The following is a 13,819-nucleotide window of genomic DNA, read 5'->3' as shown; positions in this document are numbered from 1 at the left end:
ACGGCGCGCTACTCGGTCAATCCGGCGTTGACCGGATTCTGCTTCACAACGCTCAATATATCGGGCAGCAGAATTTGGTCAAAGGCTGCATGCCGCTAGTGTCCCGAATCCGAAGTTCGTATCATTCGCCGCACCTTCGGAGCGAACTTCGGATTCGATAAGGACACTAGCAAACTTATGATTCTAGTGTGCTTTATGAATGCGAAGTTCGTGAAAGCGGCTGCCGCGAAATCGCACGAACTTCGCATTCAGCACACTAGAGTTTGCAGCGATGATAGGAGACCTGCATCCCCTCGATACCCGGAAACTCGCGCGTGATGGTGTCGTCGTCGACGACCTTGAGGAAGAACTGCACGTTGGACACCATGATCCCCGAAGCGCAACCCACGATGATATTGATGTCCTTGCTGTCATCCTTGCGCGATTTGATCTTGCAGTTCTCGAACTTGCCCCTCAGGCGATCGGCCTCTGCGATGAAGCCGCCGCCATAGACCCCGGAGAAATTCGTGAACGTGACCTGGTTCGCCCTGCCCTTGCGGGCGAACACCTTGCCGCATTGGTTCGCGCTCGTGGCCCAGGCGCCGGCGAGATCGAACGCGAGCGCATGATCCGGCAGTGCGAAGATCATGCCCGCCACCACGATTGCGCGAAGCTTGCCGTCCGGCTTCATCTGCAGTCTCCCTGTTCGCGCCTGTCAGTGACCACTGAGCACCAGCGTCTGGATCGGCAGCAGCAGAGCCTGGATCCGAAGCAGCATTGCATGAACGAGTGCGGTCGCGTCGACGGCATGGAGGGCAAACCCCTTCAACGCGCCGGTTTTCGGATCGGCAATCACGTCATGGTTGCTGGTGTAGGCATTGACGATGCAACTGCTGCCCGGTGTCACGCCATCAAGGCCGTCCTTGTAGAGCGGCTCAAGAAACACGAGGATCGAACCCGGCTTTTGCAGGTTCTGCGGGTCGATCAACACCTCACTGGCCCGAAACTGGCCGGCGGCGATGAAATCCTGCACGCTGGTGACGACCAGCGGAATGATCACCCAGGGTTTCGACATACACGTGGCTTCCGCAACCATGCCCGGCTTCATCACCTGGGCCTCGATCTGCCCGAACCCTGCCTGCAACCTGTTGCGGCCCGCTTCGTCCGGTATCAGGACTCCGGCCGGCCGCATGATCTGCGCGACGAGGTCCCCGGGGCGAACGAGGAATTGCTCGACGCGGCCATCGACGCCGGCACGGACGAACGTCTTGTCGAGATCCACCTGGGCCTGCGCCTGCGCGGCCTCGGCGCTCGCCTTCTCGGCCGGCAGGAGTGTGGAGACGCGCAACGCCGCCGATTCCTTGGCGGCGCTGGCCGCATCGACGCCGGACTGCCGCTGATCAACCAGGACCTGCAGCTTCTCGATCTCCCGTTGCGGCACAATGCCGGGGTTGCGGCGCTGCAATTCGCTCTTCACATCGAGTTCGTCCTTGGCCTGCTGCAATGAGGCTTTCGCCTCCCCGATCTGAGCGTCCGCCTTGACGACATCGGCCTGCGCCGAGATCAGCGACGCATCCACCTCGGCGATCTTTCGCTTGGCGGTCTCGAGCGCAGCCTCTTGCTTCGAACTATCGAGCCGGAACAGAACATCGCCCTTCTTCACCGGCGCGGCGAAGTCGACATTGACCTCGACGACGCGGCCGGAACCTTCGGGCAGGATCGGCACGGTCCTGAAGTAGATCGCCGCGGAGGTTGTCGAGGGATGGAAGTAGAAGATCATCGTGATCAGGGAGATCGTGAGCATCAGACAGCCGGTGATCCCCCATCTCAGCTCGTACCAGACAGAGAAGAACGTGATCTCCTTGCCGAACCGCTTGCCTTGCCGATAGCGGCGGTAGAGGTAATCCGGCAGGATCGTCACCAGCGAGCAGATCATGAGCTCAAGCATGGTTGTGCACCTCCTGCTTCGCGGGCGTGCGGGCGTCGGGACTGCCGGCAGGCCCGGATTCGGCTTCCGGTTCGGCCGCGGGCGCGCCCGGCGTGGCGTCGGCTATACGCTCGACGGAGTCCGCGATGCTACGCATCGGCGTGCCGAAATCCGGCAGATCGATGAGCGCCAGCAGCAAGCCGGCGACCCAGAAGATATGCATGTGGGTGAAGAGCGATATCAGGCCGAGGACGGCGACGATCTCAAACTGAAGTTTCTGGGACTTGTGCGCCATGCGCTCCGGCAGGCTGTGCAGCTTCCAGTAAAGGGTGCCAACCCATAGGACCGTAGCGACAAGGAAAATGCCCATCACCACCATCAGGGTGTCGGACCCGTCGGCGCCGGGAATGAAGAACGGCAGATGATGGGGGGCTGCCGGATGCATCTGTTCGCTCAAATTTCATCTCCCGTCCGGGCGCCTGGCGCCTCGCAGCCGTGCCTCGCACCGTGCATTTCCACCATGCAGCTTGCTTGATCTGGATCAAGGAAGCCGGTTGGCTCGCTCCTACCGTTTGAGGCAACGTCGAAGCTTGGGCTTAGGAGACCCAGCCATGCGAGACAAAATTGATGACCTGATCCCGAATGCGCACGAGATCCAGAAGCAGGCCTCGCTCAAGGAAGCGGAAAAGGCCGAGGAGCATGCCAAGCGCGCGGCGGCTGTGGAGGCCGAGAAGCGCGCCCTGATCGAGCGGTTGAGCAAGCCGTCCGGACTCAGCGAGGACGAGAAGGTCAAGCTGGCCTCCACGGTGATTCAGCGCGCGGTACGCAACGGGCTGACCGAAGTGCAGGTCTACCGCTTCCCCAACACGCTGTGCACCGACAAGGGGCGGGCCATCAATCAGATGGAGGTGGGCTGGGAAAAGACCCTGACCGGCATACCGAAGGAAATATACCAGCTCTGGGCGGATTACCTGCAACCGCGCGGCTACAGCATCCGATACCAGGTCGTTGAATACCCCGGCGGCATGCCCGGCGACATCGGCATTGTCATTGCATGGGGCTGACCGCTCAAACGATGGACGGGTATCAATGGCGAAGGAAAATTCCTCCGGAAAGATGAAACGCAAACAGTACGAGGAAGAGCTGTACAAGCTGCAGGTCCAGCTCTGCCAACTGCAGGAATGGGTGAGAGCGAACAAGCTCAGGGTCATCATCCTGTTCGAGGGGCGCGATGCGGCCGGCAAGGGCGGGACCATCAAGGCCCTGACCGAGAAGGTCAGCCCGCGCGTGTTTCGCGTGGTCGCGCTGCCCGCGCCATCCGATCGTGAGAAGTCCCAGCTCTTCATCCAGCGCTACATGCAGCAGTTTCCGGCCGCCGGCGAAATCGTCATCTTCGATCGCAGCTGGTACAATCGCGCAGGCGTCGAATATGTGATGGGATTCTGTACGCCGGCGGAGCACAAGCGGTTCCTCTCGCTTTGCCCGCAGATGGAGCAATACATCATCGAGGGCGGCATCATCCTGATCAAGGTTTGGCTCGAAGTCGGAATGGAGGAGCAGGAACGGCGCTTCAGGGCAAGGATCGACGATCCGCTCCGGCAATGGAAACTGAGCCCGATGGACACGGAATCCTACCGACGCTGGTACGACTACTCCCGTGCGCGCGACCTGATGTTCAAGGCGACGAGCTCGAAGCACGCGCCCTGGCACGTCATCCGCTCCGACGACAAGCGGCGGGCGCGGTTGAACTGCATCTCGTTCCTGCTCAAGACAATTCCTCACGGACGGGTCAAGCGCGACAAGGTCAAGCTGCCGTCCCGCTCCAATAAGGGTCGTTATAACGACCAGGCCGGTCTGCGCGGGATGAAGTTCGTCGAGGAGCGCTACTGAAAAGGCCCAGGCCGCGCCGGATGCGCAGCCCGGGTCCTTCCTACCTATTTCAAGCGGATAGTGACACCGCCCACGGCGGCCGAGACTTCGGCGCCGACCTTCGGTCCGCTGAGCTGCAGGATCACGCCATTGGCATTCTGCAGTTGCACCCCGCCGGCGCCCGCGGCAATTGCCCCGCCGGCGCCTGCGGCACTGTAGGAGCCTTCGATCGAGGCGGGCCCTCTGAGATTGATGGCGCGCCCGACAAGCTTGGTGGTCGAGGCGCCGATCGTGAAGCCGACGCTCATGCCCGACACGGTGAACGGATAATGCTTGCCGCGCAGGGTCAAGACGCCCTCGCCGCCTCCGACACCAACGATGAATCCGCCCTTGGTGAAGATAACGGCCACCGCGCCGGTTTCAGCCAGCGACGGCGTGCTGAGGGTGACCAATCCAGTCACCAGCGCAGCAAGAGCTCCGATCAAACCCACTTTCCTCATAGTGTCCCTCCAGGACCCGGTTGCGTTACGACATGTGGCGCAAGGATCGCCTTGCGATATCTCGTTCTCCTACGATGCAGCCTTGAGCTTCGGCGCTGACGCCTTCGGCTTGCCCATCCTGGCGAGAGCGTCGGTCGTCACGAGCTTCAGGCCCTCGGCCGCGTCATAGCCATGGATCTCCTTCACATCGAGCTTACGCATGAAGTCGATCGTCTCCTGCGTGATGACCTGGCCAGGAACCATGATCGGGAAGCCCGGCGGATACGGGATCACGAAGCTCGCGGAGACGAGCGCGGGCCCGTTCTTCAGGCGCCTGTCGATCTCGGGATCGTTCAGGCGAATGTATTCGCATCCAGCGGCATCATAGGCTGAATAGAATCCGCTCCGGATGTCGCCCTCGTTCGTCCTGGTGCCGGCATCGCCGCGATAAGTCTCGTGGAAATGCGAGAAGTTCGGCAGGTCTGGCACGTCCTTCATCAGGCTGTTGACCCGCGCGTCGAAATCGCCCCTGGCGTTCGCTCCGCCTTTGGCCAGGCCCCGATCGATTTCGCCGGAGATTTCGGCCAGGACCCGGACAAGATGCGCGACGTCGCTCCGGGTATTGTTGATGTTGGACTGGATCAGGACCGAGTTGCGCGAGGTCTTGTTGACCTGGATGTTGTAGCGGCTGGCGAGCAGGCCCTTGAACTGCGTTCCATCGTATCCGGCCGTGCCGCAGACCAGCGTCATGCGGGTCGGATCGAGGCAGAACTCGTCGTCGTTCAGGCTCTTCAGCGCGCTCGCCCAGTTGGTGCCGGCCGCCAGATAGTCGGTGAACCCGCTCTGGCGATATTCCTTGGGGACCATCGCATCCGCACCCAGAACGCGGAAATACCGGGAAATCAGCGGATTGGTATTGACCGCATTGCGGATGGCGAACGCAATCTCCATGGCATTGGCCACCAGTCCATAACCCTCGAGCTCCATCTGGCGGCGCGAGACGTCGAGGCTCGCGATCAGCTGCTGGTTCGGACTGGTCGATGCGTGCGTGAACACGGCTTCCTTGAACTGCGCCTCGACGGTGTGGAATTCGATGTCCTTGACGGCCAGCATCGAGCCCTGCCGGATCGCCGACATCGATTTGTGCGTCGAATTGGTCTGGTAGACCCGCAACCGGATCTGACGGGGATCGGGGATGAGTCTGGTCTTGAGCAGTACCTCGTCCGACGGGCTCTTGCCGAGTTCGGCCTGCTGCTTCTCATAGGCCGCAACCGACTTCGGATCGCGCATCCAGGCTTCGATCTCGTTCGCCGCACCCATCGCGGTTCGCCGCCTCAGGAATGGCGAGAACCGCGCGAAGCCGAACCAGGCCTCGTCCCAGAGGAAGATCAGGTCGGGCTTGATCGCGAGGCATTCCTCCATCACCCGCCGTGTGTTGTAGATGTGGCCATCGAAGGTACAATTGGTCAGATCGATCATCTTGACCCGGTCGAGCCGGCCATCGGCTTTCGCGTTCAGAAGCGCCTGCTTGATCGTCTTCAGGGGCACCGCGCCGTACATCGAGTATTCCGTCATCGGGAATGCCTCGACGTAGAGCGGCTGCGCGCCAGCCAGCACCATGCCGTAATGGTGCGACTTGTGGCAGTTGCGATCGACGATAGCGATGTCGCCGGGACCCAGCAGCGCCTGCACCGCCATCTTGTTGGAGGTCGAGGTGCCGTTGGTCACGAAGTAGACGCGATCTGCGCCGAGTGCGCGCGCGGCCTTCTCCTGCGCCTTCTTGATGTTGCCGGTCGGCTCCAGCATGCTGTCGAGGCCGCCGGTGGTGGCGCTGCTCTCGGCAAGGAACAGATTCAGCCCGTAGAATTCACCCATGTCGCGGATCCAGTCGGACTTGAACACCGACTTGCCCCGCGCGATCGGCAGCGCATGGAAGGTCCCGATCGGCCGCTGCGCGTATTTCTTCAGATTGTCGAAGAACGGTGTGTCGAAGCGATCCTGTACGCCTTCCAGGATTGAAAGGTGCAATTCGAGGATATCCTCGACCGAGTAGAACACCCGCCGCACCACGTCGGCCTCGGGATTGCCGGCCAACTCCTCGACGTCGCGATTGGACATCAGGTAGAGATCAAGCTCGGGGCGGATCCGCTTCAGGATGTGAGCCAGCCGCAGCGCGGATGCATCGGACTCTTCTTTGAGCCCCATGGCGGCAGTCATGGCACGAAGCACGGGCGCATCGTGGTGCGAGCGCAATCCAAAACCTTCGTTGATCACCACCGCCGCAATGTTGGGATTTAGCATCGCCGCGCAGAAGGCGTCCTCGAGACTGCCCACCACCACGGGCTCATAGATGAAGGCGTCGACCGGACGCCGCAGCCTGCGCCATTCCGCCAGGAGTCCCGGCCAGTTGCTGGCCGGCACCCCGGTCACGATCAGGGTCTCGAAGTAAGGACGGCGCGCCGCCGACTGCCCGAGAGTTGGCGGCAGCAGATCGGGAACGTCGCCATTGCCGTCGTCCTGCGTGCTCCAGTCACCGGCATGCTGGCGGAAGGATTTTGTCTGAAGTGCCTGCGCGATCCGCGACGAAAGCATATGCGAGGTGGCGGCGTCCCCCGCCGCCGCGGCTTCCTTCAACGCCGTCATCAAGCGCAGGCCGGGGTAGCCGTGAAACTCCTCCGTGACCGCAAGCGCCGACAGCGCCGCGTCATACGGCGCACGGTCGCCGCCGCCGCTCCACCGCTTTGCCGCCTCGACCAGATCGCGCCAATTGTCGGCGCGTCCGCCGGGTCCGGAGAAGAACTGGTCAATGCGCTGCTGTGCCGGCTTCGCGTCGTTGGCCATCGATATCTCCCGATTTTGGCGCTGGTTCTCCGATTCTAGGAACGGTGCCCACCGCGCGGTTTGATCCAAGTCAAGCCGCAGCCGGATGAGACAAGTCTCGTAGCTGCCGAGTGAGCGCCCTGCCTTGCGATGCAACAAGGCTCGAATGTCGGGGAACGGTCCGCAAAGCCGCACACGTTAGCCGTTTGGCTGCGGCTCTCGGTTGCTCAATACGTTGTCGAGCGTACGCATCCAGTCTCCGCTGTCGGTCTTGTCGGCAAGGCCATCGGCCTGAAGGAGCTCGCGCAACTGCGCGTGCGCGCCGACGATGCAGAATTTGATGCCGCGTGATGCGAGCTCCTGGTGGAGATCGTGCAGCATCCGCGACCCCGCCAGGTCGATGAACGGCGAGGCCGACAGGTCGCAGGCCACCAGCTTGACGTTGGGGGACGTCCGCAGGGCGGCCAGCACCGTTTCGAAGATCGTCTCGGCATTGACGTAAAGCAGCGAGGTTTCGGGGCGGAAGGCGACGATCCCGGTTAACGGCTCCACGTCGTCATGGCGCGCCCGGTCGGAATAGCGGCCGCTGCCAGGGAGACGCCCAAGAAACGCGACATTGGGCTGGGACGCACGCAACAGCAGCAGGAAGATCGAGGCGACGGCCGCCAGCAGCACGCCCTGCAAAATCCCAAGGAACAGCACGGAGACGAGAGCGATGACCGCGGCATAGAAATCGATCCGGCTGATCCGCCACATTCGGGCGAGCGCCGGAATATCGACCAGTTTGTAGACCGCCGAAAAGACGATCGCGGCAAGCACGGTCTTCGGCAGATTGGTCAGGAGACCCGTGAAAAACAGCAGGCAGAGGGCAAGGGTTGCCGAACAGAACACGAGAGCCAGCGGCGTTCGCGCGCCGGCTGCGTCATTGACGGCCGACTGCGACAGCCCGCCGGCGACAGGATAGCCATGTCCCAAGGCTGCAGCGAGATTGGCCGCGCCGAGCCCCAGAAACTCCTGCCGGACATCCAGCGCATAACCGTGCTTGGCCGCGAAGCTTCGCGCGGCGGACACGCCTTCCACGTAAGCCAGCACAAGGCATCCGGCGGCGATGGGAAACAGATCGTCAAATTCGAGCAAGCCGAACGTGGGCAGCGCAAGGCTCGGCAACCCGGTCGGGATCGTTCCGGTCACCGGCAGTCCCATTTCTGCAAGCCCAAGGACGGAGACCGTGAGGATCGAGAGCGCGACCACGGCAAGCCCAACGGGCTTTCCCGGCAGTCTGCGCTCGCCGAGCAGGAGCAGCACGGTCGCAGCCACACCAATGCCGAGCACCAGCGGCCGGGTATCGCCCAGTTGACCGGCAAGCTTGATCGCGCGGTCGAAAAAATTGTGGCCGCCGCCTGCCACGCCGAACAGGCTCGGCAGCTGGCTCATGATGATGGTGAGCCCCGCCCCGGCCTTGAAGCCCACCAGAATGCTGTCGCTGATCAACCGCACCAGCAGGCTGAGCCTGAACAGCCAGGCAATCAGGCAGAGCACCGCGACGCTGAAGGCAACGACGCTGACGATCTGTCCGTAACGCGTGGCGTCGCCGCCGGCGAGCATGCCGACGGCGCCGGCGATCATCAGCGAGATCGCCGAGGTCGGTCCGACCGCGAGTTGCCGGGATGAGCCCAACAACGCATACCCGACGCCGCCAAGCAGATAGCCGTAGATGCCGACCTGCGGCGGCAGGCCGGCGAGGCCCGCATAGGCCAGCGACACCGGTATGGCGTAGGCGGCCAGCGTGACCCCGGCGATGGCATCGCCGCCAAGCCAGGAGGCGCGGTAGCCGGCGAGCCAGTTCGCCGGAGGAAACCGGCGCATCCAACTCGTCTCCCCCTGGATCGACATCAAGCCCGCCGTTCGAAGCTGCATTGGTCGCTCGTGGTCGCGCCAGAGGGCCCGATGCTCGTTGACTCAGATCAAGCCTCGTTGCCGGCGATGTGCTTCTTACCTTGCTCGGCTTGATTGTCCTGACCTGCACATTTGCCGGACAACCGCTGGAGCGCATGGCATGCGTCAGCACCGCTTACGGACCCTCGTAACCGCAGCCGTTCTGGTGCTTGGCCTGACCGCTGCAGCACGCTCCGATGATCAGGGCGCATCCCCGCGCATCCAGGAAGAGATCTGGGCGTTGCCGCTCCCGCTACCAATGTTCGCCTACTTGGTCCGCCCCGTAGGCGACGGTCCCTTCCCGCTGCTCATCATGAATCATGGCGTGTCGCTGAACGCCAGGGACCGCAGCTTCTTCCCGCTGGTCGAATTTCGCGATGCCGCGATGTGGTTTGCACGGCGTGGCTATCTCGTCGTCGCGCCTGTCGGTACCGGCTATGGCGCGGCCGCCATTGATATTCCCGAACGCGGTCTTTATGGCCCGTTCTTCTCCAAGGTCGGGAAATGCACCAATCCTAATTTCCTCGATCCGGGTCTCGCCGTCGCGCAAGTCGATCTCTGGATCATCGACTACATGGTCGCCGAAAAGCGCACCTTGCCGAAAGACGTCATCGTCGTCGGACAGTCGGCAGGCGGCTGGGCAGCGATCGCGCTGTCGAGCCTCAATCCGCCGCAGGTCAAGGCCATCATCACCTTCGCGGCGGGCCGCGGCGGCCGTGTCGATGGCAAGCCCAACAACAATTGCGGCCCCGACCGACTGGTCGAAGCGACCGGCGTGTTTGGCAACACGTCGCGGGTGCCCATGCTGTGGCTTTACATCGAAAACGACACATTCTTCGGCCCAGCCCTGTCGAAGCGAATGCACGAGGCGTTCACGCGCGCCGGCGGCCGGGCTGAGTACCATCTATTGCCGCCGTTCGGCAACGAAGGGCATTTCCTGATCGGCTCTCCCGATGCCATTCCCATCTGGTCGCCATTGGTCGAACGATTTCTGGACAAGGAGCGCTAGGCGCAATCTCGCTGGAGGAGCATCCATGGTCCGATATGGTGCCTTGCATAGTGCCTTGGCGATGTTGGTGCTGTTCGCGGTCAGCATCGGTGCGGCGCACAGTCAACAGACGCCCTCGCCGCCCGCTGCGGTCAAGGACGGCGCCGAGGTCGCCTCGCGGGGCGCACGCGTGGCGCGAGACGTCAAATTTGGCGATTGGCGCAAGCTTTGTTTCAATGCTGCCGGCGCCAAGACATTGTGCCGGACGACGATCACCGGCACCCTCGGGACCGGCCAGACGGCCGTTCGCTTCGATCTGATCGAGCGCGAAGACGGCACCGCCCGTCTCCAGCTATTCCTGCCGGTCGGGATGTACCTGCAGGCCGGGGTCAAGCTGTCGGTCGACCAGCAGCAGGTCCATCGCCTGCCCTATACCTGGTGCGTGACCAACATGTGCATCGCCGCCGATGTTGCCGATCCCAAGCTGCTCGAGGAAATGGATGGCGGAAAGATGCTCTCGATAGAGGTGGTCGATACCAGCATTCTGACGGTGACGACATCGGTGCCGCTCGACCACTTTGCGACCGTCCGCAAGGGAGCACCCGCGCTGACGCTCGATCAAGCCATCGACGAGTGATCGAGACCCGCGGTCGCTGCGCCAGCCAGCAATTGTTCGATCGGCTGCATCAGCGACTTTGCCGTGAACGGCTTGGTCAGATAGGCCACGCATCCCGATGCCATTGCGGCCATGCGTGTCGCCGGGTTGTCATTTCCGGTGATGTAAATGACCGGGACCTCGATGCCCTGATCCGCCAGGCGATGCCGCAATTCGATCCCTGAGCCATCGCTGAGATTGATGTCCAGGATCAGACACAGCGCGGCATCGAGGCCACCGTCACTTAGCAAAGCAGTTCCGGTCTCGAATAATCTGGATGCAAATCCATATTCCCGAAGCAGCCGTCCGATTCCCCGGAGCATGGAGGGGTTATCGTCCACAACGAAAACAATCTTCGGGATCGGCAAATTCTGAAACCTCCACCTCGGCGCCAAATCTTGACCCGCGACCCGACGTCCGTGTCCCGATGCAGGACACTGAACCTCGATCGGCGCGACACCGTCGCGGCCATTATTGGAGATAAGCGCCGTCACAAGGCTTTCATATTGTACCATGGGACAGGACGGCCCCAGCCGCGCCCGCGGCGGATCACCCCTTGACCGCGCCGTCAAGCTCGCGCGCGCCGAGCCGCTCGGCGATCGAGACCAACTCGGCAAGCGACTGCACCTGCATCTTCTCCATGACCTGGTGACGATGCGCCTTGATCGTGCGTTCCGTCGTGCCGAGCTCATAGGCGATCTGCTTGTTGATCCGACCGCGCACAATCAGATCGAACACCTGCCGCTCGCGCGGGGTCAACCTTGCCAGCAGCGCGCGGAGTGAGTCGAGCCTGGTTCGCTGGCTGCGGACCAACTCGTGCCGCGCGACGGCGCGATTGATTGCCTCGATCAGTTGCTCCGACGCGATCGGCTTGGTCAGGAAATCCTCGGCTCCGGCCTTGATCGCCTGCACGGTCGTCGCCGTGTCGGCATGTCCGGTGAGAAATACGATCGGAAGCGTCGATTGCAGCTCGTTGAGGCGCATCTGCAGCTCCGGACCACTCATTCCGGGAATGCGCACGTCCAGCACGATACAGCCGGCATCTTCGTCGTCAGGCAATTGCTCGAGCAGTTGCCGGGCCGATGCGTAGGTCGCAACACGGTAGCCGGCGAGCTTGAGCCTGCGCTCAAGTGCGGTGCGAAACGAGGCGTCGTCGTCGACAATATGCACGTAAGCGTGCATTACCCTCTCCCCTACACAACCGACGACAAAAGACTGCGATCGCCAAGTTAGCACTGCCTCCTGCTAAAGTAACAGCCCAAACGCGCTATGCCGCCAGCGGCAATGAAAGATGGAAAGCCGCTCCACCACCGGACTGGTTCTCAGCCCAGATCTGACCACTATGCGCCAGAACGATCGTGCGGGCGATTGACAGGCCGATACCCATTCCCTGATCCTTTGTGGTGAAGAACGGATCGAAAATCTCGTTCAGCCTGTCCGGGGGAATTCCCGGACCGGAATCGCAGATCGAAATTACGGCCGACGCCCCTCCGTTGACTTCGGTACGCCCGATGATCGTGCGCCCGTAGGGCATCTTTCCCATCGCGTCCATGCTGTTGACCGCGAGGTTGAGAATGACCTGCTGTAACTGGACCGGGTCACCCTTCACCCGCAGGGTCTGCGGCGACGTCTGCAGGTAGATTGCGACGTTGCGCGCCGAGGCCTGCAATTTGAGGAAATCGAAGGCTTCCCGCATGGTCTGGTTGAGATCGATCTCTTTCTTCTCAAATGGCGCACGCTTCAGCAGGCTACGCATCCGTCGGATCACCTCGCTCGCACGCAGATCATCGCGCTTGATGTCGGAAATGATTTCCCGCACCTCCTGGAGGTCGGGCGTCGGCGAGCCGAGGATCAGCTCCGCGCTCTCGGCATTGGTTAGAATTGAGCCAAGCGGCTGATTGAGCTCATGGGCGATCGAGGACGACAGTTCTCCGGCGGTCGCCTGGCGATTGCTGTGAGCAAGCTGGGAAAGGCGATTGCGGGCCTCGACCTCTGCCTTTCGTCGCATGTATCGCTCGTGCAGAAGGAACGCAATCAGCATGGTCTGGACCAGCAACGCCGTAGCGAGCGCAACGGCCCGCCAGCGATATTTTTCCAGAAGACTAGGCTCACGGAAGCGAATCTCACTGCCTTGCGGCAGACCGGCTTCGCTGACGTTCCAGCGCTGCATCTGCTGCCAGTTGAAGATCGGCTTCACGGCATTGATGACCGACGGCGGCAGGTTCTCCGGCGCTTCTCCATCCAGGATCCGTAGCGCCCTCTGTGCTGCCTCGGCGCCGATCAAAGACGGGACGATAACGAAGCCGCCGATGCCGCCCGGCTCGAGGAACGTCTCCGCCGCAACGACGATGGGACGATTTGCCTTCGCCGCGACAAATGCAAGGGCATCCGAAGGCGGATAGTAGTTACCTTTGCCGTCGCTATAGAGCCCTGTGTAAATGATCGCGCTGTGATCCGGTAGCGCGGCCACCTGCTCGATGACGTCGGGCATCGGACGTCCGATGATCTCGATCAGGTCGAGGCCCGGAAGGCCGGCCACAGCCTGGTCCTTCCAGTTGCGAAAAAGGACTTGCTGATCCCATTCGGCGCCAACGAGCACGACCGTCTTGAGGTCTGGCACCACGGCGCGGGCGGCCGAGACGGCGTCCTTGAGCTTCAAGGCCACAATTCCGCCGGTGACATAGGCCGGCGGCCGCAATCGCTTGAAATCGGCCTCCTCGACCAGCGTGAACACGATCGGCGTGTCGGGCCAAAGCTGTGGGCGCCAGCGGATTGCAAGCTCGAGCGCCGCCGCTCCAACGGCAATCACGACGCCGATCGGTCGATCGCGGTATTTCTCCTCGAGAAATCTCCGGAAACCGTCCTGATAGCCCTCACCGCCGAACCGGGTGAGATCGAGACTTTCGGTGTAGACTGTCGTCGGAGCGTGACCGTGTGCGCTCACGGCGTCCCTCAGCCCGACGAAGACCTGGGAGTAGAAGGGGCCACGCCGATCGGACTGGTCCAGCACCAGCATGGAACGTGGACGCATATCCTGCGCCTGGAGACCAGCCGGCGACAGCAAGGTAACCAGCAGGATGATCAGTCGAGAGAGCCGAATTGCCTTACCCATAGCGCTCGCAGCCGGAGATCAACGGGTTCGGGAAAGCTAGCACGTTATGGTCGCA

13 protein-coding genes are annotated in these 13,819 nt (G+C 62.3%); 4 read left to right on the top strand and 9 right to left on the bottom strand.

Annotated elements, in window-relative coordinates; genetic code table 11:
* Positions 1-256 precede the first annotated feature (256 nt).
* Genes ACE10Z_RS22135 through ACE10Z_RS22125 form a run of 3 tightly spaced genes read right to left on the bottom strand, consistent with a single transcriptional unit; the run spans position 257 to position 2,363 of the window.
* Positions 257-670, bottom strand: coding sequence for a hypothetical protein (locus ACE10Z_RS22135; protein ID WP_375782658.1), 414 nt, complete (start codon positions 668-670; stop codon positions 257-259).
* A 24-nt stretch (positions 671-694) separates the two neighbouring features.
* The gene (locus tag ACE10Z_RS22130) at positions 695-1,927 is read right to left on the bottom strand and encodes an HlyD family secretion protein (RefSeq protein ID WP_375782657.1); all 1,233 of its coding nucleotides are present in this window, start codon (positions 1,925-1,927) and stop codon (positions 695-697) included.
* Positions 1,920-2,363, bottom strand: coding sequence for a hypothetical protein (locus tag ACE10Z_RS22125; RefSeq protein WP_375782656.1), 444 nt, complete (start codon positions 2,361-2,363; stop codon positions 1,920-1,922). Before ACE10Z_RS22125 ends, ACE10Z_RS22130 begins: the two co-directional genes overlap by 8 nt.
* 154 nt (positions 2,364-2,517) lie before the next feature.
* Here ACE10Z_RS22125 and ACE10Z_RS22120 point away from each other — a divergent pair, with 154 nt between their 5' ends.
* Together ACE10Z_RS22120 and ppk2 are read left to right on the top strand one after the other, a co-directional pair.
* Positions 2,518-2,970, top strand: coding sequence for a hypothetical protein (locus tag ACE10Z_RS22120; protein ID WP_375782655.1), 453 nt, complete (start codon positions 2,518-2,520; stop codon positions 2,968-2,970).
* Between the two features lie 25 nt (positions 2,971-2,995).
* Entirely contained in the window at positions 2,996-3,796 is an 801-nt protein-coding gene (ppk2, locus tag ACE10Z_RS22115; protein ID WP_375782654.1) for a polyphosphate kinase 2, read from the top strand.
* A gap of 44 nt (positions 3,797-3,840) precedes the next feature.
* Here the strand turns inward: ppk2 and ACE10Z_RS22110 are convergent, their stop codons facing one another.
* The 3 genes from ACE10Z_RS22110 to ACE10Z_RS22100 form a co-directional block, all read right to left on the bottom strand.
* Positions 3,841-4,275, bottom strand: coding sequence for a hypothetical protein (locus ACE10Z_RS22110; protein WP_375782653.1), 435 nt, complete (start codon positions 4,273-4,275; stop codon positions 3,841-3,843).
* Between the two features lie 69 nt (positions 4,276-4,344).
* Complete coding sequence (locus ACE10Z_RS22105) at positions 4,345-7,095, bottom strand: decarboxylase (protein WP_375782652.1); 2,751 nt, start codon at positions 7,093-7,095, stop codon at positions 4,345-4,347.
* A 177-nt stretch (positions 7,096-7,272) separates the two neighbouring features.
* Complete coding sequence (locus ACE10Z_RS22100; RefSeq protein ID WP_375789897.1) at positions 7,273-8,967, bottom strand: SulP family inorganic anion transporter; 1,695 nt, start codon at positions 8,965-8,967, stop codon at positions 7,273-7,275.
* Positions 8,968-9,130: 163 nt separating this feature from the next.
* On the opposite strand from ACE10Z_RS22100, the gene ACE10Z_RS22095 reads away from it, so the two are divergent.
* Both ACE10Z_RS22095 and ACE10Z_RS22090 read left to right on the top strand, forming a co-directional pair.
* Positions 9,131-10,018, top strand: a complete 888-nt coding sequence (locus tag ACE10Z_RS22095) for an alpha/beta hydrolase family protein (protein WP_375789896.1) — start codon at positions 9,131-9,133, stop codon at positions 10,016-10,018.
* Positions 10,019-10,079: 61 nt separating this feature from the next.
* Positions 10,080-10,634 (top strand): invasion associated locus B family protein, encoded by a 555-nt coding sequence (locus ACE10Z_RS22090; protein ID WP_375789895.1) that lies wholly within the window; start codon positions 10,080-10,082, stop codon positions 10,632-10,634.
* On the opposite strand, the gene ACE10Z_RS22085 is transcribed toward ACE10Z_RS22090, so the two are convergent.
* The 3 genes from ACE10Z_RS22085 to ACE10Z_RS22075 all read right to left on the bottom strand — a co-directional run bounded on the left by ACE10Z_RS22085 (position 10,616) and on the right by ACE10Z_RS22075 (position 13,764).
* Entirely contained in the window at positions 10,616-11,146 is a 531-nt protein-coding gene (locus ACE10Z_RS22085; RefSeq protein ID WP_375782651.1) for a response regulator transcription factor, read from the bottom strand. The genes ACE10Z_RS22090 and ACE10Z_RS22085 overlap by 19 nt on opposite strands.
* Positions 11,147-11,201: 55 nt before the next feature.
* On the bottom strand, positions 11,202-11,834 hold the full coding sequence (locus ACE10Z_RS22080; protein WP_375789759.1) for a response regulator transcription factor: 633 nt from the start codon (positions 11,832-11,834) through the stop codon (positions 11,202-11,204).
* Positions 11,835-11,919: 85 nt separating this feature from the next.
* A complete protein-coding gene (locus ACE10Z_RS22075; RefSeq protein WP_375789758.1) occupies positions 11,920-13,764 on the bottom strand; it encodes an ABC transporter substrate binding protein in 1,845 nt (614 codons plus the stop codon).
* Between the last annotated feature and the right edge of the window lie 55 nt (positions 13,765-13,819).

Source organism: Bradyrhizobium sp. Pha-3, assembly GCF_042258615.1.
Lineage (GTDB): Bacteria > Pseudomonadota > Alphaproteobacteria > Rhizobiales > Xanthobacteraceae > Bradyrhizobium.
The sequence above is the reverse complement of the archived record's forward strand: the minus strand, read 5'-3'. Positions and strand labels throughout refer to the sequence as shown.

What these genes read in the sequence shown, in the direction of transcription:
- ACE10Z_RS22130 (WP_375782657.1), bottom strand. Translation starts at nt 1,927, where the DNA reads ATGCTTGAGCTCATGATCTGCTCGCTGGTGACGATCCTGCCGGATTAC.
- ACE10Z_RS22105 (WP_375782652.1), bottom strand. Translation starts at nt 7,095, where the DNA reads ATGGCCAACGACGCGAAGCCGGCACAGCAGCGCATTGACCAGTTCTTC.
- ACE10Z_RS22110 (WP_375782653.1), bottom strand. Translation starts at nt 4,275, where the DNA reads ATGAGGAAAGTGGGTTTGATCGGAGCTCTTGCTGCGCTGGTGACTGGA.
- ACE10Z_RS22075 (WP_375789758.1), bottom strand. Translation starts at nt 13,764, where the DNA reads ATGGGTAAGGCAATTCGGCTCTCTCGACTGATCATCCTGCTGGTTACC.
- ACE10Z_RS22090 (WP_375789895.1), top strand. Translation starts at nt 10,080, where the DNA reads ATGTTGGTGCTGTTCGCGGTCAGCATCGGTGCGGCGCACAGTCAACAG.
- ACE10Z_RS22095 (WP_375789896.1), top strand. Translation starts at nt 9,131, where the DNA reads ATGCGTCAGCACCGCTTACGGACCCTCGTAACCGCAGCCGTTCTGGTG.
- ACE10Z_RS22135 (WP_375782658.1), bottom strand. Translation starts at nt 670, where the DNA reads ATGAAGCCGGACGGCAAGCTTCGCGCAATCGTGGTGGCGGGCATGATC.
- ACE10Z_RS22120 (WP_375782655.1), top strand. Translation starts at nt 2,518, where the DNA reads ATGCGAGACAAAATTGATGACCTGATCCCGAATGCGCACGAGATCCAG.
- ACE10Z_RS22100 (WP_375789897.1), bottom strand. Translation starts at nt 8,967, where the DNA reads ATGTCGATCCAGGGGGAGACGAGTTGGATGCGCCGGTTTCCTCCGGCG.
- ppk2 (WP_375782654.1), top strand. Translation starts at nt 2,996, where the DNA reads ATGGCGAAGGAAAATTCCTCCGGAAAGATGAAACGCAAACAGTACGAG.
- ACE10Z_RS22080 (WP_375789759.1), bottom strand. Translation starts at nt 11,834, where the DNA reads ATGCACGCTTACGTGCATATTGTCGACGACGACGCCTCGTTTCGCACC.